The organism is Paenibacillus sp., from assembly GCF_035645195.1.
Lineage (GTDB): Bacteria > Bacillota > Bacilli > Paenibacillales > YIM-B00363 > Paenibacillus_AE.
The window spans coordinates 20,681-45,460 of the sequence record NZ_DASQNA010000042.1; the positions used below are offsets into that span (position 1 = coordinate 20,681).

Sequence of the window (24,780 nt, forward strand, 5' to 3'; positions counted from 1 at the left end):
GGGCGATTGCGAGAAGGCGACCCTTATAGGAAGTAAACTCAAATTATTCTCTCCTTTACGAACCCAGTCTCGCATTTCCTATTGCTTTGCTGCTTATATGTTGGAACATTTCATCGCTGTCATAAACCACGCCGATCTTTCCCCATACACGGAAGATCTTTTCATTCAGGCGTACGTCTTGGTTCGTAGGCTGAAGATCGAAGAGATGAACAAGACTGTTTTCCCCCTCATACTTCGGCCAATCGATTATGCCTCCATCTGGATTGCCCGTCTTAGCAAAATTCAAAAATGCTCCATTCATTTGATCGCGAACTGCTTCTGTTTGATCCTGCGGGGTCCCCTTCAAGGCATTGGCAAAATACCCCCTATCGAGCGTGTCCAATGCAAATGGAATATCAACTGCATGTACAGCGCCCATGTTCATATGCTTATAAGCGACAGGAACAAAATCAAAACGATACATCCACACCTTGCCGTGGTTTACCTGATAATCTGCGAAACGGTAGGCTTCCTTGGCGAATAAGTAGTCAGTAACAAAATTGCTTAGCGCCTCACGATCATCCCCAATATCACTGTAGGCCGATCTGAGTTCTGTATAATATTCACCTTTGCCATTATTTTCCAGCATCCCTTCAACGCATTCCCAAGAAGGGAACCAGGCATTCGATTCATTGGTAGACTGGATGAAAGTATCCCCTTCATCACGGGTGTATCCAATGATCACATCGACGCCTGCCGCGCTGCCATTCTTGATTGCTGTCCAAGGATATTCAGGCAATAAGTCATCACCGATGTAAGCCCCGGGCATATGGACTCCATCATATAGAGTTGAGAAATTACGGTACAAGTTGCTTCCTGCCTCTTTGATTTTTAAAATATCAATTGTTTTTAGCTTGAATACTTCTTCTGGCTGTAATCCGATATAATCCAGGAAATGCGGTACTAATAATTTGGAAAATGCTCTTCTGCCACAAAGCTCCGGCAAACCACTTTGTATGATTGCCTTATGGAATAAACCTTTAGCCGCGGGGCTGGCAAGCAAATGATATACGGCGGTTCCGCCGCCGCTCTCTCCAAATATCGTGATATTACCGGGGTCACCCCCAAATGCAGCGATATTTTCTTGAACCCATTTCAAGCCTTCAATTTGATCGGAAAGCGTACAGTTTGTATCAAAAGAATCATCATATTGATTAAAATCGTAATAACCCAGCGGCCCCAGGCGGAAGTTGATATTAACACGGATAACGCCATTCGATGCCATCCGTGCTCCATCATAGCTAGGATCTGAATTAAAACCGTAATGAAGGCCGCCACCGTAAAACCAAACAAGTACTGGCAGGTTTACCGCATCTTTTGGCGCCCAAACATTAACATGCAGACAGTCTTCATCTTCCTTTTCTCGTGCACCAATAAACTGAACCGGGTCATTGCCATATGAAGTGCAGTCTTTAACATCGTCCCAAGCCTCGGCTGGTTGAGCACGCTTAAAGCGGAGTTCACCCACAGGAGCTTTTCCGAATGGGATGCCATACCACGCAAGAACGTTTTCCGTTTCGATGCCTCTGACTTTACCTTTTTCTGTTGTAACAATTAAATTCATCTCATTCCACCTCAATAAGTAGTTGAATGTGCGAATTAAAAGAATATCCTCGCACTATAAAGATTAAAATTTCCATCCCATACTCGCTAACGCTTTGCCGACTTCTTGCATATCGTTTTGCCGACAAATCTGCTGTGACTGAAAAACAAAAAATAGGGGACCGCCCCATAGAGGTCAATCCCCTTTGTTCCTTTTAGACGTCCCGATCGGATCCTTCCACTCTCACATGCAGGCTTCTGAATTCGGAAGGTCCTACGCCAACATACTTCTTAAAAATTCTAGCGAAATGCGAAAAATTCGTATGCCCAACCGAAGCGGCGATGGAGCTGATCGGAATATTGGTTTGCGAGAGTAACTCCTTCGCCCTCTTGATCCGTTCCATCAAAATATAATCTGAGATGGAATAGCCGGTCTCCTTCTTGAACAAGCGCGACAAGTGATCCGGATTTAGAAATACCATCTCCGCAATCGATTCCCTCGACAAGTCTTGGTCGAGATATTGTGCGATATAACGTTGCACGCTCTGTACGACGGTGTCCGACTTCTTCACCTTCTCCGCTTGGTGCGTCGCTTTGTTTACAGCATGATGTACCCATAGCAAGAGGTCTCTAACGGAGCGACCGGCCTGATCTGACAGCGAGATCGATTCCTCGTCTCCGAACAACCGATGCGCTTGAATCCCCTCGACGTTCAAATAAGCGTACAGCGCCTGCATGAAGTCTTGATGGAACTGTCGAAGAACCTTGGCATCGATCGCTTGCGATTGCACCAGTTGATGGACGAAATTCTCGACTTCCGTAATAATCGACTGTTTCGTTCCGGTCTTCAGCAGAGAAATCCAGACATTCAACTCCGGCAGGACGGGCTTTCGCTCAGAACGCAACTCCGCATCGAAGGTGAACACACGGTTATAGAAGGCGACGTTATTCTCAACTTTCTTCCTTAGAACCGCCGTCATCTCCGCCATCTGGTACGCCGCGACAGGTTGCCCGAGATAACAAGATACATCGCAGTAAAAATATCGATTGCACATTTCGATGTATTGCTCGCAAGACGTTACCATCTGATCGTCGTCCGTCATGACGCTTACGTTCGTAGTCATAATCCCGAGGAGCAAGCTTCTGTCGATATAGATGAACATACCGTTCGTATCGTTTTTCAGAAATACTTCCTCCGCTGAGTTTTTGAGCGCATACTCCATAATTTTCTCGTCCCGACGGTTCAATTCCTTATTCCATTTCTGAACGGAAATAAGTATCGGAAAAAATGACATGTCGGGCGTCAACGGCAACTGCTGTTGCTCGATCTGCGCGCGAATGGCCGCAGCATGGCTCGGGATCGTTTGGTTGATCAGATCCAGCCAGAATCGTTCGATAATGAGGGAATGATGTTTCATCCATAACTGATGCGCCTGACTGCTCTGGTGGATTTCGCCGTTACGGTCGATTTCCTTCTGCGCTTTGCGGATCACTCGCTCGAGCTCATCCGGCAGCACAGGCTTCAGCAGATAGTCCAAACTGCCCAATTGCAATGCCTCTTTCGCATATTTGAAGTCCGCATAACTTGTCAGGAAAATGGTGACGGTGTGCGACTGGCGACCATTGACCCAAGCTAAAAGATCAAGTCCGCTGCCCTGCGGCATCTCAATATCGCATAGCATAATGTCGATCCGTTCATTTTCAAGATATTCCTTGGCTTGCTTCGAGTTATACGCTACAAAAAGTTGACTAATCCTTAACGCTTCCAGGTCGAGATCGGCTTTTACTCCTTCAATGGCATGTACCTCATCATCGACCAGCAGGAGATGATAGCTCATACTCCCCCCTCCTTCCTTACCTCCGTCGGGAGCGTTATCACCACCAGCGCGCCTCCAGTCTCGCTGTCATTATCGAAGCGAATCATGTCTTCCGCATGGTACAGAAGCTTCAATCGCCGTTGCACATTCCAAATCCCCGTATGTTCGCCGCGATCGTTCTCGACGCTTTTGTCGGCTTGCAGCTTTCGAAGCACTTCCACGGGAAATCCTTTCCCCGTATCCAGAATCCGTATGTTGATCTTGGATCCGTTTTCGTCTGCATATCCGATTCGGATTTCAATCCTGATCGGTTCCTCCATCGTCACCGCATGTTTGATCGAGTTCTCGACGAACGACTGAATGACGAGTGGAGGAATCGGCACTTCCGCCAAGTAATCTGGAGCAACGATCTTCCACGTCAACTTCTCTGGAAACCGGAGAGTTTGAATGTGCAAGTAGTTCCGAGTATGTTCCAGTTCGTCCTCTAGTTTTAAGAACGACGTATTGCTCCGAAACAAATATCGGAAATAGCGGATGAGCGCCATCGTCATCTCCATAACCAAGCCATAGTTTTTACCTTTGGCTAGATGATACACAATATTTAGTGAATTCAAAAAGAAGTGAGGATTGATCTGTAGCTGCAGACGTTGCAACTCCTCGCGTTGCTTATTAATCTGCTCTTCGTAAACATTCACCCGAAGGGTCTGGATTTCGTCCATCATCGCATTGAAAGAATTACCCAACAACGTGAATTCGTACGATGAATTGCGCAACTCGACCCGCGTACTCCAATCGCCGCTCCGAACCCGCTTCATGGCGTTTAAAACATAGCCCAACGGCACTAAGAAAGAACGGATCATGTAGTAAAAACCAAAAGGTATGAAGAATAAGGTTATGAAGGTAATCAACCAAATGAATCGTTGTAGATACGGGAGTTTATCTAGGATCGTGTTGTCCGAAATGAGCGAATACAGTTGGAACGTTCCGCGAATGGAAGGTACTCCGATGACCAAGTATTTCTCGTCAGATCCTGATAAATAATAGTGTTGCGGATCATCGCGCAAGATAATCCCCTTGTCTTCGATAAAGTCCGAATTCGTAACCAACTCGTATCGCTCGCTCGCTAACAACACAGCGCCTTCCCCCATCTTCAACGAACTAAGGGACGACAAAAGCTGCTCCGAGCTCACCCAAGCCCCGAGGTACGTATCGCCGGACTGAACGATGTCGAGCAAGTAGTGTTTATCCCCGATCTGCACGTATTGCCATCTCCTCGTATTCGTTCCTTTGGGGATGCTTCCTTTATGGATCAAGTCGATGATATATTGTTGGATCCTCTCCTGCTCTTGATATGGCAAGCTGCCGGTCAGAACCTCCATATAGTCCTGCCGATTCTCTACATAGACGAAGAACGAACCTAGGGATGGGAATAACGTGGAATCCTGGATCAGCTTATTGAACAAGAACACCTTCGCCATGTAATACTCGTTTTCCGAAGCGGCGAGACCTAGTGCCGTCAGGTTCGTAGAAGTCGAACCGCCGGTCGTATGCATATAAGCATCGATGTCGTTTAAGTCTTTGTCGATCAAGTCCATATGATGAATCAGTGTGTTTCTATAGGACTCTGCAACTTGCCCACGCACCACCTCAATGGCATAGAAGTTGTTATAAAGCAACATCCCCACTAAGGGCAGGGTCATGATAAATACGCTTAACGTCAGTTTCGTACGCAAGGAATTTCCTGGCCGTAGCGGATGAATAACGCTCATAGTTTCCAATGGCCCCTATTCGTCTCATGGTTGTTGACTCCATCATACCAACACCCCGGCCTTATTGCATGAACTATGGTTTTTCCAATTGTTGGGTGCTGAGGAACTGGAAAAGACACCACTTCCCCGTAATGAAGGGAAAGGGGCGCCTTTGTGTTCACCTCAGATGAACTTGCTGTTCGTTTCAGACAAGCTCGTTCGATTTCGCCACATGTCCTAGGTAGGATGCGCTTGGCTTTGGATTCCGCTGCTGGGTCGAGCGATCCACCCCGATCAGCCCGAACCGCTTGGAGAAGCCAAGCTGCCACTCGAAGTTATCGAGCAACGACCAATGTAAATATCCTATAACTGGGATGCCGTCAGCCACACATGCATGTACGCCGCGCAAAGCCCGATCGATAAAGGCGACACGGCGATCGTCGTCGTCTGTGGCAATGCCGTTCTCCGTGATCAGGATCGGCAGGTCCAGGTGCGACGATACCTTGCGAATAACCGCTTCCAAGCCTTGGGGATAGTACTCGTTTCCCATCTGCGTCTTCTCGGCTTCGTCGGGGACGGGCAACAAGCCATCCGGACCATACACGGCACGGGTATAATTCTGCAGGCCAAAGAAATCATCGTCCTTCAGGTATGGGAGGAACTGCAGGAATTCCTCTTGCAGCGCTCCCGCCGCATGCGCCTCTCCACCCGGAATACTTTGTATATCATAAAGCGATAGGGTCACTCCGACTTTCGTACGCGGACTCATGTTCCGGATCGCAGCCTTGGCCGCCATGTGCGCATCGAAGACGAGCTTCAATCCAGCCTCCGTACGCGGCGCCAGAAAACTATGAATCTCCTGCGGAGGCAAGCCGAAAGCTTGACCGAGCTGCGCATTATACTGTTCCATTCTGGCCATCATAGCCGTGTTAATGCCGACCTGCGCCGCTCCGCCGGCTGAATGCTTCTTCATGATTTTCCGGATGCCAATGGAGATGTTCGCTTCATTGAGGGTGCACACATACGGTATGTGTTCTCCCAACTCCCGCATCACATGCTCGACGTATCGGGCGAACCGCGTAGGCGTGTCGGGAGATTCCCACCCGCCCTCGCGGATCAGCCAATGCGGAGAGGTAAAGTGGTGCAGGGTGACTACAGGTGTGATGCCTTCCCTTGCGCACACCCGGAGAACATCCCGGTAATGCTCGATCGCCGCTTCATCAAACATCCCTTCTTCGGGTTCGATTCTCGCCCATTCGATCGAGAACCGGAAGGAGTTCAATCCTAACGCCGCGAGTTGCTCCAGATCTTGGCGATATAACCGATAATGATCGACGGCATCGCCCGATGGTTCCTTGAAGTGAGTTCCCTCTAGATGTTCCATGATCCAAAAATCTGAGTTCCTGTTGTTTCCTTCCACTTGATGTGCAGCAGTTGCGGCCCCCCATAAGAACCTCTCTGGGAATTTTAATGCCATGGTTGTCTTCCGCCTCCTGTGATTATCCTTTTACAGCACCGAACATAATCCCTTTAATAAAGAACTTTTGGAAGAACGGATACGCGAGCAAGATCGGAAGCGACCCAATCACCGCGATCGCCATCTTGGCTGTATCGGAAGGCATCTGTTGCATCGCCTCGCCAGCCTGGGAGCTCATGTTCGCTGTGATAAATGAAATATCTTGCATGATACGTTGCAAAAGATTCTGAACGCTGAATAGCTTCGGATTCGTGATATAGATCATCCCGTTCTGCCAATCGTTCCAGTACATAATGGAGGAGAAAAGTCCGATCACTGCCAAGATCGGCGTTGATGTCGGGATGACGATACTCCACAGAATCCGGTACTCGTTCGCCCCGTCCAATCCCGCCGATTCGATTAATTCTTTGGACATCGAGCCTTGCATGAAGATCCGCATCATCATGATATAGTAACCATTCGTTAGGAGTCCCGGAATGATCAAGGCCCAGATCGTATTCTTCAGTTCAAATATCTGCGCATAAATCAGATACGTCGGGATCATGCCGCCGCTGAATAACATCGCGAAAAAGATAAAGAACAAGATCAAGTTGCGATGCGGCGTCTCTTGTCTAGCCAACGGGTATGCCATCAATAGTGTGATGGCGAGACCGGCTATTGTGCCGAAGACCGTGACGAAGATCGTAACTCCGTAAGCCCGAAGAATATCCGCTCCCCGCAGGAACAAGTATTCATAGGCCGCCGTACTAAAATTCTTCGGAATGAACGAGTACCCGTTGGCTACGATCGAGTTTTGATCCGTAAACGATGCAGAGATCAACAAGACGAAGGGCATGAGACAAAATGCCGAAAATATGAACAACGAGATATTACTGAACCATGTCAAGAGCGGACTTTCGTTTCTCAAGATGTTTCCCCCTCCTTTAGAAAAGCGCGCTGTCTTTATTTTTGCGACGTACGAGGCTGTTCACTGTGATGACCAAGATAAAGCCGACAATCGACTGATAGAGACCTGCTGCCGCGGACATGCCCAAATTGCCGCCTCCGGTCAAGCCGTTGAATACATACGTATCGATGGTGGCCGTCGTACTGAACAGCGCTCCGGAATTCAACGTCACTTGATAAAACAATCCGAAGTCGGAATAGAAAATCCGTCCCAACTGAAGCAGCGTCATGATGATAATGACGGGCACCACGAGTGGAAGCGTAATTCTGGTAATCTGCTTCCAACGACTCGCGCCATCGATCCTTGCTGCTTCATAATACTCCTCGTTGATCCCTAGCAGGGCAGCGAAGAACACAATACTGGAGTACCCGACACCCTTCCAGAAATCGACCAAGGGCAAGATGAACGGCCAATACTTGGCTTCGGTGTACCACGAGATCCCGTCCTCAATGCCGAGTAACGGTAAGATGGTGCGATTGAGAAATCCGTTCTCTACGCTCAAGAAGGCATACACCAAGTAACTGATAATGACCCAAGAAATTAAATGCGGCATGGAAATAATCGCTTGGTAGATTCTGAGAAGCGCCTTATTCTTGATTTCGTTCAACAGAATCGCGCAAGTGAACGCCAAGGTTGTGCCAACGAAGAGGAACAATAAATTGTAGAGAACCGTATTTCGAGTAATGATGAAGGCATCCGACGTTTTGAATAGGTATTCAAAGTTGGCAAGTCCGACCCATGGGCTCTCGATAATCCCCTTCGCGAAATTGATATTCTTAAACGCGATGATAATCCCGAACATCGGCAAATAGTTGTTAATGAGAAAGTATAATATCCCCGGAATCATCATGATCAGAAGCGGCGAATACTTCCGATAATCGTACTTCTTCTTTCTTTTTGGTTTCGGCGCTGTCAATGGACTGGGCGCCAAGTTCACATTACTCATACAACGATCACTTCCTCGTCTTCGACTGGTTTGTACTCTTATCATAAGAAGATTGACCGATGTTGACTGCCGCTAAGACGACTTTTTGAGTAGTAGTTTTACGACATATCGACTGTGAATTTTCCGACAATGAATAATCCCTCCTATGGCGGACGACTTCCTCCATAGAAGGGATTCCTATGTTCTGTATACCTATCGTTGCAACAACAGCAAAAACAGCCAATCCCGTCCTTGGAATTGGCTGTTTTAGTTACAGACTACATCAATGCAGAGGCGAAAGTGATAAGTAAATCGGCTTGCTTCACCGTGATCGCTTTTCCGCTCTGCGCTTTCACTTGGTTTACGAAAGCTCCCAGCTGTCCTTCTTTCGCCTTCGAGTTCCCCCGGCTAGCGGAAACCTTAGCAGCATCCAGCTTTTCGATCAAAGATGCAGCGACGTCCCCGTGCCCGCTCTCCTCGAACCACATTCCGGCCAGTCGTGCAAGGCTATCGTAGTTCACAGTGACAATAGCCGTAATCGAGGCGTTCGTCACATGACCGGCGTGGTCGGTAGCGGAAGCGCTGAACGTGTGCTCGCCTAGTCCCAATTCATAAGCCGGCACTTGATCCAAATTACATGTGGTGGCGGCGATCCCCGACAGTTCGTCCGTAGCTTCGCAACCGATCGTCACGGTCTGATCCACTGTAATTTCGGTACCGTCAACAACGTCGAAAGCGATACTTGGTGCCGTCAAATCAATCGACACAGACAACGACTTCACGTCTTCCACATTACCTGCGCGATCGACACTCCAGTAAGTTACCGTATGCACGCCTTCGTTTTCGATAACGGCTTGTAATCCGCTTTCAACGTCTTCGTCATTGATTCGATAATAGGTCGCTGCCACGCCAGAGAGATCATCGGCAGCGGCAAAATGAATGATGACAGGCGAACGGTACCAACCGGACTGCGCTTCGCCTTCCGGCGTTGCGATCGTTTCCGGCGCTGCATCGTCGCTGGTAATGAACGCAATTTCCTCAGTATTGTACATAAAAACAAGTCTTTCGTTCGTTGTAACATTCGGTATATCCGCCACTTCCGACAGTTTTTTTGTCCCCAGCCGGAGCGTTAAAACGGTACTTTCCCCTGTCCCGGACGCATGTTGATATACGATCCGATTGTCGTACTTGGGAGAAGCCAAGAAGTAAGGACCGACCCCGGTGGATCGGAGAATAAACTTTTCGTTTTCGCCAATTTCCTTGGCGTCGGCTTTGATAACATTGTAGCTCCCTACCATATCATCCTTTACCGATAAATAAGTATTTGTTGTAACCAACCGGATCGAGTACGTGCTGTCGTCGTTCGCGATCAACTGATAGAATGGCGCATCCTTCTTCATGACGCTGGTAACGAGTTCGCCGTTTTCATTAATACCAAAGTAAGAGTTCAGTGTCTCGGCCACTCTCTGGCCGTCAACGATACTCCAGTTTCTCTGGTATAAGGGCTCCCATCGAGTTCGCATCTGAAAATACGGCCCGCTCGCGTTCAGCGGCTCTCCATTGTAGTGCGTCAGGGTGCCGAAATTCAGATTGTCGAAATGCACCATCGCCTGCGGGCGCGCGGCCTCCGCCGCCCTGGCCGTCCACGGCAAATCGACGCCTACTGTGTTGTAAAGGGCCAGAGCTTGCTCGAACACCGGGCGAAGTTCGCCTCTGTTAAGCCCATTATTCTCTCTGTCGAATCCGGCTCCGTAGTATCCCCGACTCGTATCCCCAAAGACGTTCGGCATCGCAACGAAAGGTACATCTTCACCGTACAGCTCCTTCGAATACAGATTGTATTTCGCCGAGTATTCGAAGGCTTTCGCCAGCCTGTTATCGTACAAGGAGTATAAATCCTCGTTTTGCTTGTACGCGATCAGGCATATTTCCGCCATATATCCGATCGCCAACAGAGCATGGGCTTGGTCGCGACCGGTTTCCATATTTTGACCGGATTCATGTACATAAGCGAAGATGGAGCCGTTCACGTGAATATCCTGGTACAGGGTCATCGCTCGATCGAAAATTTCCGTATTGTCGCAAAGTACGCCGATCGACATCATGCTGACGAGGGCCGCCGCGTCCCAGTTGCCGTTAGCGAGCATCGGAGCGGCCGCGTCCTGGATTACCGGGTATACCACGTTGATCATCATATCCTGCAGCGCCTTGAAGTCGGCGTCGCTATATCCGTCGTATCCACCGTCGTAATACCTTATGATTTCCGCCGCGTTGGCATATTTGTAAGCGTTAATGCCGGCGCCTAAAATTCTGTCCCTGCCGTCGATCACTTTCAAAGTCCTGGCCCACTTGCCGAGAATATCGACGGCTTTTTCCGCATATTTGTCGTCCCCGGTGATCACCCACAGCAGGGCGTTGAAATACGCGGCGTTGCCGCCCTTCTCGAAATGGCCCATGTTGCCGGAATCCGACGGGGCGCCTCCGCGTCCGACATTCGAGAAGACCGTCGTCTCGAAATCGGGGCTGGACAGATCATAGGAGACGCTGTTCAGCAATCTCTGATAGTCGGAGTACCATGGCTCAGCCTTTTCTTGAACGCGAAGCTTCATCCGCTCCAGGTCTTCCTCGGTATGCAAAATACCCGGATGGTTAAAGATTCGGACATTCACGTCCGCGGCCGTTTGGTATCCGCTTCCGCGATATTGCACGGTGTAGTCGTGGACGCCGACGCTCAAATCCGAAATCGTCGAGCGCATCAAACCGTCGGCATAAACGACGTCCGAGTCCGCCCCTGTGATGCTATAATTCGCCGGATTCGTATCGCCGTTCACGGGGCGCCAAAATAAAATGACGTCGTCTCCTGACACTTCTTGGCTTACCTCAAGCAGATCCCTGCCTGTTACCTCTTCGAAATAAAAACGATACTCGGTATTCCCGGCTGCCGTTCCGGTGCTCTGCATGGAGTCTTCGGTCATTGTAACATTAAACTTGCCAAAGCCCGGATCGTCTCTCATCGTGGACAAATGCGACCAGATGCGGTAATAGCCCGATTCCGCGTATCGGTCTATATAAAACCGCTCGTTCCAACTCGGGATCGCTGCGGATGCCTTAACCTCGAACGTCCTATCGGTGCTGGTACCGCTTTGGGCGCCGCTAAGAATGTTGTAATAACGATGCTCATTGTTCAAGAACTCTTCGGCGGTAAAGTAATTTTGGATCGTTAAGTATTTGTTGTTGTCCAAAGATTTGATGGAGTAAGCCGTCCTAGTCGCACCCGCCTCCGGCTCCTCATGGTCCACAGTGGCGAAGTAATCAAGGACATACAGCGCGAACGCGGAAGCCTCTGCGGCGTTCGCCGTAAGCGACAGCTTCTCGGTGACGGGGTCAACCTTAACGTATTCGCCGTCACCGTTTTTCATTGTAAAAATCATGGACGCGGTCTTGCTGTTCGTAAAGTAATTTCCCATATTCGGCCCCCCAATCTTGGAAGGGAGCTCCACCTCCGCTAGGTTATTCATCGCAGTTTGCAGCGATAAGAGCGCTTGATCGACCTCGCCTTGCGTCGACATGCCCCAGCTTACTTCTTTGGCATGTGCCAGAGCTTCCGCAAACGCCGACCAGCTAGCCGCTGTGTACTTGGATTCCGTCAATTGGTTCGCCTCGGCAATCAGCGCATCGAGCGCCGTTCTGTCGACCCCGTCGTCTGCAATCGGATCGCCCAGCGTGACCGCCAAGGATGGTCCGGGCTGCCCCGAAGTATTCCTGGAAGAATACATTTCGCTGGCACTTGCCGCATCCTCGTTCACGCGAGTTGTTGTAAGGTGGATACTGACTTCTGTTCTTCCGTTACTCAGCGCGAATCGGAAGATTGTAGACAGATCGATGGAGAGGTTTTGTTCGCCGCTCGACGTAACGTTGTGGGTTACTACCGGCGATCCGGCGATATCGTTCGGGCGGTTGTTATAGGTAAGATTATGGATCGTCCACCCTTCGTTAGAGTCTCTCAAAGTCGGGTCGCTTTCCGTAAATACCAACTCGTTCGGCGCATGCGATTTTCTGAAGTTCAATATCATTTGCATATCTTCGATATCATAACGCAGAGTATCGATTGCGGATAAATCAAACTTGAGGTACGTATGCCGGAATTTTCCGTAAATTAATTTGTTCGCGTTCAAATGAATCCCTAAGCTGTTCCCCTGCGTGCCGAAATTAGACACGAACGCCTCTTGCGTTGCACTGAAAGATATGGACTCGGCCGCAGCCGCAACATTCGGTGTTGCTCCTATAAAGAGGGTATAAAACGGCGCACAAATGATAGGTACACATAACAGTAACGATAAGATCTGATTCAGAAGCCTTTCCATGATCGATCTCCTTTCTGAAATGAAACCATCCTGTAGTACATTCCCACGTACGTGGCACTGACTTCGTCGCCGCGATGTAACCGCTAACAAAACTTAACGTAACCGATCTCATCTCCTTTCCGACGGTTATGTCAGCTGCCCCTCAACAAACTATATAGTAACGATGCGGGGGCGCCGTTCACATGCTCTTTTTTAAGATAAAAGTCCACATTCTTAAGAATTGAGCCCCGTTCGGGAATCTTACGTTCCATAGGTTCGGTTGCAGCAATATTTCTCTCTCCTCTCTAGATTTACAAAAAAACAGGCGACGATCCCGTCGCCCGCCGCCTCTTGCCTCCTCGACTACCCTTTCGTTGCGCCTGCCGCAATGCCCTTTACGAAGTACTTCTGCAACGCGATGAACACGATCAACACTGGCACGATCGAGAATACCGTACCCGCAAACACCATATCCCAACGGGAAGAATATTCGCCGACGTAATAGAACAACTCGACGATCATCGTCTTCGTCTGACCGGACGGCAGCACCAGCATCGGCATGAGGAAATCGTTCCAAACGCCCAAGCCGTTCAGTACCACGAGACTAGCCGTAACCGGGCCGAGCAGCGGGAACACGATGCGCCAAAAGATCGCGACCTTCGAGCAGCCGTCGATCTCCGCCGCCTCCTCGATTTCACGCGGAACGCCTTTCAAGAAACTTGAGTACAACAGCGTTCCGAAGCCGACGGAGCCCGAGATGTATACGATGATAGGACCCCATAAGCTTCCAAACACTCCGATCATCTTTAATTCCCGAAACAACGGAATCATGTAAGACTGGAACGGGATCATCATTCCAAGCAGAAAATAGACGTAGGTCAGATTCGTCCATTTCTTATTCGTGCGTTCGATCGCGTAAGCCGCCATAGGAATGACCAGAATTTGGCCGAGAATCGCGAAAAACGTTAAGAACGCGCTGTTGAACATCGCCTTCGGAAAGTCGGTCTCGGCCCACAAGTATTTGAAGCTTTCCAAATACAGCGTCGATGGGAAGGAGATCGCGTTGCGCAAAATCTCGCCGTTGCTTTTGAAAGCCGAGATGATGCTAAAGTAAATCGGAAAGAAGAAGACGACGCCTAACACGAGGGAAATCGCGAACAACGCGACGCTCAACCGATTGGTTCGCATTATAACTGCACCTCCCGCTTCCGAAGCACTTTAATCTGAACGATCGAGATGAGCAAGATCAAGAAGAACAGAACCAGCGAGAGCGCCGTACCGAAGCCTTGGCGCATTTCGCCGAAGCCGACCTTATAGATGATGTACGTCAGCGTCTCCGTCGCGAAGCCCGGACCGCCGTCCGTCATGACCGCGATTTGATCGAATATTTTCAGCGAAGCGATCATGGAGAGCATGACGCATACCGTCACGGAACCGGCCAACATCGGGAACGTGATATGCCGGAACTGCTGCCAGTTGTTGGCCCCATCGATCGCCGCAGCCTCCGACAGCTCCGGCGGAATGCCTTGTAAACCGGCAAGATATATGATCATGTAATAGCCCGCTGATTTCCATACCGTGGAAATGATAATGGCGTAGAGGGCATAATCCGGATGTCCAAGCCAATCGACTTTCAGCGCCTGCATCCCGAGCATATCCAGCAGCTGATTTACGGCGCCAAAATTATAGTTGAGCAAGATGGTCCACACGAAACCCATAACGATGCCGCTGATTAATACCGGGAAATAAAAGATGCTGCGGAACAAATTTTTGAACCAACGAATTTTATCGACGAGAATCGCTAGCGCGATCGCGACGATATTCTCCAGAAGGACGAGAACTACGGATAATATGATCGTGTTCTTCAGCGCATTGTGGACGCGCTCGCTGTTCCACATCTCAACGAAATTTGCTAAACCGATAAACTTAGGATTCGGGCTGATGCCGTCCCAGTTCGTAAAACTTAAGTAAACGCTGCTAAGCGTCGGAGCGATCACGAATGCGGTATACAGCAGGAAAGACGGCAAGATGAACAGTACGGAATAGGACAACCAGGCTCTTTTTTTCTTCGTCGGTTGTATCGTCTCCATCTCTACACTCCCTAGGAATTGAAGTTAAGACAAGGAGAGCCCCCGACGTGCGGAGGCCTCGTCCTCGATCGTTTATGTTACTGCTGGTTCGCTTGAAGTTGAACGTCCCACTCTACATCCGCTTTCGCCATGTTCTCCTCGATAGAAGTGCCGTTTAGCAGCCATTCTTGGGCGAGCTTGTAGAACCAATTGCGCCATTGCGTAGGCATTTGGTTTTCGCCCCAGAATTGATTGATTTGGAGCGATTTGCCCGTATTCGGGTCCGCCATTAATGCGAGTACTTCGGTCATTTGCGGGCTTGCTTCGTAGGTAACCGGCTCCTTCGTCGTCGGAAGCGCGTTCGCAGCCTTCAGATATTCCGCATAGTTCTCCGGCGCGAAGAAAAACTTGATGAACGTCTTCATGGCTTCGACTTTATCCGGGTCTTCGGCGCCCTTCGCGGAGATGGTCCACCCCGTCGGCATCGGAAGTCCGTTCACGACCACGCGTCCGTTCTCGTCCGGTACCGGGTAAAATCCGAATTCGAATGTTGGATCCGCTTCGGCGATCAGCGGGAACATCCACGGACCAGAGAACAAGCTTGCCGCTTTGCCCGTGATCAGCATCGATGGCGTCTGATTATCCGCCGTACTCATAAAGCCTTGCTCCACGTACCCTTTCGTGAACAATTCCGTAAATTTCGTCATCGCTTCGACCGGACCCGGGTCCGTAAAGCTGACTTCGCCTTTGCTGCGTTTCGAGTTCCAGTTCGGGTCGTCGAAGAACATCTCGTCCATAAAAAACTTGTTGATCCAAAAGCCCATGTGCCAGATGTCTTTGCCGCCGACGACGATCGGCGCGATACCGCTCGCTTTCAGCTTTTCTTGAATTTCCAAGAACTCGCCGTACGTCTTAGGCTCTTCCGTGATGCCGGCTTTCTCATATGCCGCTTTACTGTAAATAATGCCTTGCGGCGCCTGGATCGTGATCGGCGCGTTATAAACCTTGCCGTTGATCTCCGGAACCGTATTGAACAACCCGACGAGATCTTCAGGAAGCTCCGCCAGCTTGCCGGCATCCGCGAAAAATTGCGTATCGCGCATCTCGACGAGATCCGGGAATTCGCCGACGGCGTCTTTCGTTTTCAAGAAATCCAGATAAGAGGCGGAAGAGGTATCGCTGATATCGACGACCTTAATGTGCGGGTTCGCGGTCATGAACGCTTCGATCGCTTTCTGCTGCGCCTGACGCGTTACGGGATCGCCGGCGGCGTATGCGACCGTAAAGCTGACTTCCTTCTGCGTCTCCGTCGCGGAGCCTTCGCTCGGCGCCGGCGTTGCGTTTTCGTTCGTCGCCGAACCGCCGCCGCAAGCCGTAAGCAATAGCGAGAGCGTAAGCGGCAGGGCGAATGCCTTCAACATACTTTTTCTTTTCATAAGCGGTAGACCTCCCAGTCGAATCATGCTTCGTTTCTTTCGTGTCCTTAGCGTAGCACGTCAAGAAAACGCTTCAAATGAAGTTTTTTAAGCCGCGTATGCGGGATCTTTAAGTTGTGCGAACGGTGTCGAACAAAAAGAAAAGGCGGCGCTCGCAGCTCCCGCCCGTAGGTCCAATTATCCCTTCAAAGATTGCTTGTATTCGTTCGGCAGCTTGCCGTAACGCTTCTTAAACATATCGCTGAAATGCCTCGCGTTTTGATAGCCGACGCGTTCCGCGATTTCGTAAACCAATAAATCCGTCTTCGCTAGCAGCCTGCAGGCTTGATTCATCCGCACCTCGGTCAGGTAGGATTTAAAGTTTTCGCCGCTGTGTTTCTTGAAGAAGCTGCTGAAATAATACGGATTCATGAACGCGATCCCGGCGACGGTATCCAGCGTCAAATCTTCCGCATAATGTTCCTCGATATATTGCTTCACCCGCTGCATTAACGCCTTCTCCTTGTTTTCGCTCCCGGCCTCGAGAGTTTCGTGCGCCTTCCGTAACAAGCTTAGCGATTCTCCCGTCATTTCGTCGAAGGTTCGGTATGACCCTAACGACGACGCAAGCTCGGAAATCGGGAATTCCTCGGGCCAAGTCAGGTCCTGCTTCTTCAGCTCCTGATAGAGCAGCAAGAAGAAGGAGACGACAGAGGATACGGCACGATCCTTCTCCCCGCAGGACGCATCGCGAACCGCGTGTATCAGTCGCAGAAAGGCCGTTTCGGTCTCTCTCCACGATCCCGCCGTCAGCTGTCGAATCGTTTCCAGCTGCATTCGCTCTACCTCTCTGCCCTCCTGCGGAAGCTGGTTTGCCGCCGCGCTGGACAAGACCCGCCGGAAGCCGAGAAAATATTTCATTCGCAACGCCGTCAACGCTTCGTCGTACGATTCCTTCACGCGACCGAGCTCGCTCGACGCCGTCCCCATGCCGATCGATACGTCCAATTTCAGAAATCGGTGAATCTTGTCCACGATATCCTCGAATAACGCCTTGGGTTCCTCTGACTCCCCGTGTTGTACGAACAGCGCGATGCGTTGATCCTTAAAGGCGGCGAAGCCCCGTCCGGAATCGACCGTCATTTCCTGTACGATATTCATTATCGCGAACTCGATTAACTTCCGTTCTCCCTCCGACCATCGCCCTTCCTCGATCCGATCCAATTCCAACACGCCGACGGTAAGCAACGGCCCCTTGATCGCTTCGCGCAATCGAGCTTCGTTCGGCGACCCGGGCGGAGGCGGTTGCTCGACGAGACGCTCCAGCAGTTCCTGAAACCGCTCCGCTTCGTTCTTTCGCTCCAAGTTCTGTAATTTTTCCTTTAACCGCACGTCTTCCTCTTCTTCTCGAATGACCGCGATCGCTCTCAGGAGGACCGCCTCCAGTTGTTGTTTGTCCACGGGCTTGAGCAGGTAATCCAAAGCGCCGTAGGCAACAGCATCCTTGGCGTACGAGAATTCCTGAAATGCGCTAATGAAGATCACCTTCGTGGAGAGCCCTTTACTCTTAACGCGTTTCAGCACGTCGATCCCGGTCATGAACGGCATGCTGATATCGCTGATCACGATGTCTGGCTTCGCCTCTTCGATCGCTTTCATTAATTCATAGCCGTCATAAGCGTCGGCGACCAGCTCCGCGCCAAGCTCCTCCCATGGCAGCAGCTTCCGCAGCCCTTTGACGATAATCGGTTCGTCATCCGCCAATACGACTCGAATCAGGGTCGCCCCCTCCTTTCAACGGAAACAGCAGGCGCACCGAAGTTCCGACATACGGCTGACTGCTGATCTCGATCCCGTAACGTTCTCCGCACACCGACTTCATTCGTTCCTGAACATTCCTCATCCCTACGCTCTTGACGCTCGACGTCCTGTCGTTCATCGTCCGGACGACTCTTCCCATCGTTTCCGTATCCATGCCGATCCCGTCGTCGAAAATCGTGACGGATAGCGCGTCTTCGGCCGTCTCTACCGATACTTGCACCACGCCCCTGCCCCCCTTCGGACGGATGCCGTGTTGGATCGCGTTCTCTACGATCGGTTGAAGCGAAAGCTTCAAGACGGGCCACTGCATATCGATCCCTTCCTGTATCGAAACCCGGAGCTCGATCCGACCTTCGTAGCGCACGTGTATAATAAAAAAGTAGTCGGCGAGGTGTCCCAGTTCCCGCTCGAGTGAGACCCACTCTTCCCCGTAATCGATCACATATTGCAGCTGCTTCGAGAGCGATCGGATCATTTCCCCGACCTCCGCGTCGTCGTTCGCCACGGCGTTCATCCGAATCACCTCTAGCGTGTTGTATAAATAATGCGGACGGATTTGACTTTTCAGCGCATTAAGTTCCGTTTGTTTTCGTTTGAGTTCCGCGACGTAAGCGACTTCGATAAACGAGGACAACCGTTCGACCATCCGGTTGAACCCATGCGCTAGACGCCCGATTTCGTCCTTGCTCGTTACGGGAATCTTCGTCTGCAAGTTGCCCGACTCCACCTTCGACATTTCCTTCATAATGCCGAGAATCGGCCGCGACAGTTTTCTAGAAAACAACGTGCTCATCGCGATGAGCGCCAACGAACAGAGCGCGATGGCGACCCATACCGTAAACTGCGTTTGCGTCAGCTCGCGGTAAAGCGCCTTCTCGGAAAGAACAAGCGTAACCGAACCGCCGAAGAAAGCGACCGGCTCCGCAAGAACTAACGTATCGTCATTCGTTATAGGAGCGGCTTTCCCGGGATAATGGAAGCCCGCAATATTCGTATAAAACACATTCCGATCGCGATCCAAGAAATAGAGTTTGTCCTCTTCGTTCAACGAGAGCTCCGAAGTCATCTCTTTGAACATTCGGATATCGATATCCATAAATAAAGTACCCAATATCGCGATCTCGTCGTCGTGAATCGATCCGCTCGTATCGATTAAATTCCGTCCTAACGTCACGACCGGCAAGTTGTTCCCCGCGAAATACGATTGCGGATGCGTGGGGATGATCGCCAGCTGTTTCGGCTCCGAACGCAGTGGCTTCATCCATTCGTTGATCGGCAACAATGTCGTTCGCAAGACCGACGTGCCGCGGGATTGATAAAACAATTTCCCGTCGCTCGCCCGAACGAAGAAGATGTTGCGGATGAATCGATCGCTCAGCAGCAGCCGCTGCAAGTAATCCTCCATTTGTCGCTGAACGACCCAATCCTGCCCCTTCTGTTTGACGATCCTGTCCAACTCGCTGATTTCCCCATCGCTGTTCCCGAAATACATCAGTTTCGTTAATTCGTTATACGCTTTGAAGGTGTCGTCCAGGGAGAGGCCCAAGTAATTCAGCATCTGCTCCGTATTGTTGATCGTGTGGCGTTCAACAAAATTCGTATACGTATGGACGGCGAAGAAGCTTAGCGCGATCAAGGGGATCAGGCCGACCACAATAAACGCCGCGGAAAATTTAACGAAGATGCTTTGCGCCCACCTGCGAATCATCGACATCCCCCTACTCTTTTGGACATTATACCACCGAACGCGTCCTCCTCGCCGGCGTACTGCCGTCTGCGGGACGTAAGTTTTTTAAGACGATACCGATGGTTTTTTAAGATGTTAAAAAAGGGCCGCCGCCCCAAGAGAGGCGAAGCCCTTACATGATTACCATAAGTATAGGTCGTTCCCTTTTAACTTAAAGACGGCTTCCATAAAGTAATAATCTCCGTAGATAATCGACGTATGACGGTCTGGATTGTGGTAGGCGGCAGAACCGTGCGTCAGCATGTGATCCGCCTCGGTCGTCCAGTCGCAGCGCAACGCATCCAAGGTCTTCAACAGCTTCAAGGCTGCCCTCAAGTACAAGTCCTTCTCGTAAGGACCTACCGCCTTCGCGATCTCGATCAGTCCGCAGGCCGCGATTGCGGCGGCCGTGGAATCCTCGTACGCCGGCTCCTTCGGCTGTCGGAAGTCGATCGGAATAATGCCGTTCTCCGGAATATTCGCGATAAAATAATGCGCGATACGCTTCGCGGTATGCAGATACTCCTCTTTCGCCGTATGGATATAGCTCATCATGAAACCGTACAGCCCCCAAGCTTGCCCGCGGGTCCAGGAAGAACCTTCTTCATATCCTTGACCGCCGTGCGTTCGAACGACGCCGCCTTCGAACGGATCGAACTCGACGATATGGTTGACGGAGCCGTCTGGTCGCACGAACGCCGTCATCGCCGTATCGGCATGGCGCATCGCGATCTGTTTATAGCGCGGATCCCCCGTCTCTTCCGTCGCCCAGTAAAGCAACGGAATGTTAAACATGCAGTCGATGATCGCCCAACCGCGGGTGTCGAGTTCTTCGAGATCGTTCCATGCGCGGATGAATCCTCCCGCGAGATTGAATCGTCCTGCGAGCAGGTTCGCGGCATGCAGCGCCCGTTTGCGCGATTCTGGGTTCTTCGTTACTCTGTAGTTCGCGACGCTCGTCGGCAACCACATGAACCCCACGTCGTGATGCAGTCCGTAAAACAGTCGGAAGCACTCGTCGAGCATATCTTCTGAAATATTAGCGATTTCCTTATACTTTTGGTTTTTTGTTTCGTGATACATTAACCACATCATGCCGCCCCAGAATCCGTTCGTCCACCAGCAGATTCCGTCGGCCGGATCGCTTTCCGGTACCTTGTCCGGGCGATTGTCGTGCGTCCCGTTCACGGTCGTGTAAGGAATTTTATGTTTCGATTTTTCGCTGACCCAATCCATCTTTGCCGTTATTTTACCGATGACCTCTTCGACCCACTCGCGATCGCCTGTTTGCAGCTGCATGGTTCCATTCCTCCGCGATTTTTCTATTACACCGTATCTTTCATTTTAGTTCAGCCCGATTTAAAGAGGTATGAGGCGTTTTTTAGAATGAAGGGCGATTTCTTAAGCTAAAAAGCTGTTCGAACGGCTCCCCTCATTTCCCTGATGCCCGCTCTTCCCGAACGGAACGCCCGTTCCGTTGCTCGATCAACTCGACGGAGACATCATCCCGTTCCATATTCCGAACGCTGATCACTTGTTTTCTTCCGTCTCTCAATGCGACTTCCACGGTGTTTTCGTCCGTCGCCACGACGGATTCGATCATACTCTCCGCCTCGTACGGTTCAACCACCGTAATGAATCTGGCAGTCCTGCCCTTCGTTCTGACGGCGTACGTGGTCCGTCGTTGGGATTCATCGCCCGGGAACGCATCCGCGCCGATAACCCCGACGAAACGTACGGCATTCAGCCCCTCTAGATTGAGGCTGATGACGCCTTCGCGGTCATGGTCAACGGGACTTGCCGGGATCGCGTTCGGGTATTCTTCTCCGACGATCGTGACGCGGCCGCCTTCGTAATCCCTCCCGATCCCATAACCGAGATCGACATTCTCGTAATGGAGCGGCAGCTGGCTCAGGTCGATTCGGGTACCTTCTTCGTCAACGATGTAGGCTTCCCCCCAGAACAGCCCCTGCTTCGTTCGCAATGGGTCCTTTTGTTCCGAGTAGATCGGGTGATTGTTAATCACGAGACGAAGCTGTCCAGCCCCTCGGACGTCAATATCGCATCTTTCTTGGCTCAGCAGCCACGCCCCGAATTCGCCGGAGGCTCTCGTTTCACCGTCGACCTCTACGCGATAGGCTAAGGGGATGCGGTATCCGTGGTCCTCTGCCGCCCTGCCGACAATTTGTACATTCTCCCGAGGCCACGCCGTGTGCACGTCCATCTTCAACAGCCCTGGCGTATTGTAAGCCGTGCGCGTTCCCCGCAAATCTTCGCCTTCGCCGAACGCCGTCACGAAGCTCGCGACACTCGTGCCGGAGACTCGGTACCAATGGCAGTCCGTAATAAATTGGCCGTCGGACAAGGGATCCTCCGTGAACTGCCCCGTGTGCCGCACGTATTCCACCGCTTCCCCCCGAATGCCTTGGAAACCCTTGATTTGAAACAAGCTGTCGAATTGATGTTCCCGTTCGCCTCGCAGATCATCGAACAGCACCAAATAATCGTCTGTCATCGCCATCACTCTTCTCTGGACGATCGGCTCCGTAAAGCCGGTCACGTCGCCGTGCTTCGGGGCATCCTCAAGCTTCTTCAGAGAACTCGCGTTCATCGCGCATCGCTTTTCCAAACTTTCGTTCTCGTCGTACACCATTCCGCCGTATGGCGGATAAGCCCAGGGAGAACGGGTTTCGATCGCCGTCGCTTGCAGCGCTTTTCCGCTGTAGAACAACAATCTCTTTGAGTCGCTTGGGACTTGCATCTTCTCATCCACGACAACCATATTTTTCGTCATCGAGTTTTGGACGTAAAACTTATACATGAAATGGTCGTAACCCCACCATACGTGTTCGGGATTATAGAAGCTTCGCCCGTATCTCATGACGGAAAGCAAATTGGTACGGTCGAAATGACCGTGCGCATATCCGTGCGAGCCGTAACGGAGAACGGCCTGAATTTGATCCTTCCGCTCCCTGCCTTCGGTTTGGCTTCGCAGCATTGCGATCCCTACGTTATCCGCGTAGGCGCTTTGATTCGAATACAGCGATTCATATTCCGGCAGTTCGCCGTGCCCGAAGATCGGATCCGCCTCGTCCATCCGCTGAATGACGGGAATGTACTCCGGATCTTTGTAATAGGTATAAGCCAAATCGTAGGTAGAGCCGAAATGTACGCCCCCCAGCTTCTTCTCCTCCGAATCGCTGATGCCGAACAGAACGCCCCTATAGTCCAGAAAAGGCAGGACCGCATCGAATAAATCCTTAATGCACACATAGTTTTTGCGGTTGCCGCCCCATCGTTGGTTCACCATGCCGAACCGCACGTTCGCGGCCTCCCCGTTATAAGTGCTTGCAACCTCCGAGTTATAAGGGATAGGAAAATGCGTGTGCAAGAGGTTGATGCCGAAGGGAAGCAAAGCATGCGCCGTATGAATGAACTGCGACGAGACCCAGGTGTTGTAGCCGACGGAGCACTCGTACCACCACCCGTCGTTAAACACCCCGTATTGAAGCTGTTCGAGCGAACCTCCGGGACCAAATACGAATCTCAGCGCCCTTTCGATGTCTTCGATCGCCAAAGCGCAGTAGAAGGCTCCGGTAATCTCCGACAATAACCAGTTGGAGATGTGACCGCTTCGGATGTGGTGGTCCAAGATATCCATATAAAGCCGAAACGTCTTCTCGATGCATCGATGATCTTCCGGCGTCAAGACGCCCGCGTCGTGAATAATATCGTACGGAATCGCCAGGTGTTGAAAGAAGTGACCTTCCTGTACGTAGCTTTGGCTGCATCCTTTAAGCTTCCTGGGATACCCTGTACGCTCATCGGTGAAAAATCGGAAGAAGGCCGCTACTTTCTCCGCGTATTTCTTTTCCTTCGTCAACGCATAAGCATACGCGGCGGACATAATATAATTCTCTTCGCTCGTGTCGTAACAATAATCTTTTTCGTCTAAGGGAGGACTTACTTCCCATCGGTCCGCATCCGCAAGGATTCGCTCGTACCCTATTTGGAATTTCGGGTATTTCTCGATCTTCGCTTTCGTCTCTTCCCATTGCTTCTCGTTATGGTAAATATACGGATGCGCCAGTTTCCTTAAGGTTTTGAACTCGATGTTGACCTCGTGATCGCTGTCCCCGTTCGGGGTAAAAACCAGTCGGGTAGTCTCGTGACCCCCGGGGACCATATTTTCATGAACCCGAACCGTTGCGGCCACGGCCTGGCTGCCATTCGGTTCTAACACGAATTCCGCAGGAGTTACGCACGCGAGCAGCGATTCCCAGCCTTTAAAAATCTGCTTCACGGAAACGGCTTGCCTCGTGACGGTGCAGTTATACACTGTCACCTGGTAGGTTACTTCTTCGTCGGCGTCCCCCGCTTTGCCCAGTACGTTCGTGTCGACGAATATTTTCCCGCCCCGAAGCAGTTCCGCTTCAGACAACGCTGCGGGACCGGACAACTCGAATCCGTCGAGAAATCTCCATATATTTTCCTTTGCCGTCTCGATCTTGAAATCCGAAAGCTTCAATCTCACCTCATGGTTTCCTGCGCCGGAAAGATATACGCTCGCATCGACGCTTCTTCCATCCGCGAACTTCGCCCGGACGGAAATTTTCGTTTCTTCCTCCTTCGCTTGAATCCGTAATTTTAATCCATACCACCCCATGACATCCAAGGCCGAGTCGTTGCCCCTCTCGAAGCCGATCGGATACCAACCGACCGCCCCCGGCTTAACGGGATATTCAATCGCTACGGATTCCTGTAAATCATAACCATGCTCGTGCAACCGCCCCGTTACATTCCATTCGCGCAGTAAATCGACTCTCGTAAGCATGTTCCACTCCCCCGATCTTCGCGGCTAACAAAAATCAGCAGCCATGTATGCTGCTGATTTTCGCAATGCCTCATCCCG

The 24,780-nt window shown here is 51.0% G+C and carries 14 protein-coding genes; all 14 read right to left on the bottom strand.

Annotation, left to right across the window (positions count from 1 at the left end):
* Nucleotides 1-55: 55 nt before the first annotated feature.
* Complete coding sequence (locus VE009_RS24150; RefSeq protein WP_325012193.1) at nt 56-1,603, bottom strand: carboxylesterase/lipase family protein; 1,548 nt, start codon at nt 1,601-1,603, stop codon at nt 56-58.
* A 193-nt stretch (nt 1,604-1,796) separates the two neighbouring features.
* Entirely contained in the window at nt 1,797-3,419 is a 1,623-nt protein-coding gene (locus VE009_RS24155) for a response regulator (protein ID WP_325012194.1), read from the bottom strand.
* Nucleotides 3,416-5,167: a sensor histidine kinase gene (locus VE009_RS24160; RefSeq protein ID WP_325012196.1), complete on the bottom strand. Its 1,752-nt coding sequence runs from the start codon at nt 5,165-5,167 to the stop codon at nt 3,416-3,418. The genes VE009_RS24155 and VE009_RS24160 overlap by 4 nt, the downstream gene beginning before the upstream one ends.
* A gap of 184 nt (nt 5,168-5,351) precedes the next feature.
* Entirely contained in the window at nt 5,352-6,623 is a 1,272-nt protein-coding gene (locus VE009_RS24165; RefSeq protein ID WP_325012198.1) for a glycoside hydrolase family 1 protein, read from the bottom strand.
* Nucleotides 6,624-6,645: 22 nt separating this feature from the next.
* Entirely contained in the window at nt 6,646-7,530 is an 885-nt protein-coding gene (locus VE009_RS24170) for a carbohydrate ABC transporter permease (RefSeq protein ID WP_325012200.1), read from the bottom strand.
* A gap of 16 nt (nt 7,531-7,546) precedes the next feature.
* Nucleotides 7,547-8,515, bottom strand: a complete 969-nt coding sequence (locus VE009_RS24175; protein WP_414694930.1) for an ABC transporter permease — start codon at nt 8,513-8,515, stop codon at nt 7,547-7,549.
* A gap of 257 nt (nt 8,516-8,772) precedes the next feature.
* Complete coding sequence (locus VE009_RS24180) at nt 8,773-12,858, bottom strand: OmpL47-type beta-barrel domain-containing protein (RefSeq protein WP_325012202.1); 4,086 nt, start codon at nt 12,856-12,858, stop codon at nt 8,773-8,775.
* A gap of 342 nt (nt 12,859-13,200) precedes the next feature.
* Nucleotides 13,201-14,025 (bottom strand): carbohydrate ABC transporter permease, encoded by an 825-nt coding sequence (locus VE009_RS24185; protein WP_325012204.1) that lies wholly within the window; start codon nt 14,023-14,025, stop codon nt 13,201-13,203.
* Nucleotides 14,025-14,927, bottom strand: coding sequence for a sugar ABC transporter permease (locus tag VE009_RS24190; protein ID WP_325012206.1), 903 nt, complete (start codon nt 14,925-14,927; stop codon nt 14,025-14,027). The genes VE009_RS24185 and VE009_RS24190 overlap by 1 nt, the downstream gene beginning before the upstream one ends.
* 77 nt (nt 14,928-15,004) lie before the next feature.
* Nucleotides 15,005-16,342 (bottom strand): ABC transporter substrate-binding protein, encoded by a 1,338-nt coding sequence (locus VE009_RS24195; protein WP_325012208.1) that lies wholly within the window; start codon nt 16,340-16,342, stop codon nt 15,005-15,007.
* Between the two features lie 177 nt (nt 16,343-16,519).
* Nucleotides 16,520-18,085 (bottom strand): response regulator, encoded by a 1,566-nt coding sequence (locus VE009_RS24200; RefSeq protein ID WP_325012210.1) that lies wholly within the window; start codon nt 18,083-18,085, stop codon nt 16,520-16,522.
* Nucleotides 18,075-19,850 (bottom strand): sensor histidine kinase, encoded by a 1,776-nt coding sequence (locus VE009_RS24205; RefSeq protein WP_325012212.1) that lies wholly within the window; start codon nt 19,848-19,850, stop codon nt 18,075-18,077. The genes VE009_RS24200 and VE009_RS24205 overlap by 11 nt, the downstream gene beginning before the upstream one ends.
* Nucleotides 19,851-20,009: 159 nt before the next feature.
* On the bottom strand, nt 20,010-21,167 hold the full coding sequence (locus VE009_RS24210) for a glycoside hydrolase family 88 protein (RefSeq protein ID WP_325012215.1): 1,158 nt from the start codon (nt 21,165-21,167) through the stop codon (nt 20,010-20,012).
* 133 nt (nt 21,168-21,300) lie between these two features.
* Nucleotides 21,301-24,702: a hypothetical protein gene (locus tag VE009_RS24215; protein WP_325012217.1), complete on the bottom strand. Its 3,402-nt coding sequence runs from the start codon at nt 24,700-24,702 to the stop codon at nt 21,301-21,303.
* Nucleotides 24,703-24,780: the final 78 nt, after the last annotated feature.

Excerpts from the sequence above, each read along its gene's own strand:
- VE009_RS24150 (WP_325012193.1), bottom strand. The coding sequence starts at position 1,603 with ATGAATTTAATTGTTACAACAGAAAAAGGTAAAGTCAGAGGCATCGAA.
- VE009_RS24155 (WP_325012194.1), bottom strand. The coding sequence starts at position 3,419 with ATGAGCTATCATCTCCTGCTGGTCGATGATGAGGTACATGCCATTGAA.
- VE009_RS24160 (WP_325012196.1), bottom strand. The coding sequence starts at position 5,167 with ATGAGCGTTATTCATCCGCTACGGCCAGGAAATTCCTTGCGTACGAAA.
- VE009_RS24165 (WP_325012198.1), bottom strand. The coding sequence starts at position 6,623 with ATGGCATTAAAATTCCCAGAGAGGTTCTTATGGGGGGCCGCAACTGCT.
- VE009_RS24175 (WP_414694930.1), bottom strand. The coding sequence starts at position 8,515 with ATGAGTAATGTGAACTTGGCGCCCAGTCCATTGACAGCGCCGAAACCA.
- VE009_RS24180 (WP_325012202.1), bottom strand. The coding sequence starts at position 12,858 with ATGGAAAGGCTTCTGAATCAGATCTTATCGTTACTGTTATGTGTACCT.
- VE009_RS24185 (WP_325012204.1), bottom strand. The coding sequence starts at position 14,025 with ATGCGAACCAATCGGTTGAGCGTCGCGTTGTTCGCGATTTCCCTCGTG.
- VE009_RS24190 (WP_325012206.1), bottom strand. The coding sequence starts at position 14,927 with ATGGAGACGATACAACCGACGAAGAAAAAAAGAGCCTGGTTGTCCTAT.
- VE009_RS24195 (WP_325012208.1), bottom strand. The coding sequence starts at position 16,342 with ATGAAAAGAAAAAGTATGTTGAAGGCATTCGCCCTGCCGCTTACGCTC.
- VE009_RS24205 (WP_325012212.1), bottom strand. The coding sequence starts at position 19,850 with ATGATTCGCAGGTGGGCGCAAAGCATCTTCGTTAAATTTTCCGCGGCG.
- VE009_RS24210 (WP_325012215.1), bottom strand. The coding sequence starts at position 21,167 with ATGCAGCTGCAAACAGGCGATCGCGAGTGGGTCGAAGAGGTCATCGGT.
- VE009_RS24215 (WP_325012217.1), bottom strand. The coding sequence starts at position 24,702 with ATGCTTACGAGAGTCGATTTACTGCGCGAATGGAATGTAACGGGGCGG.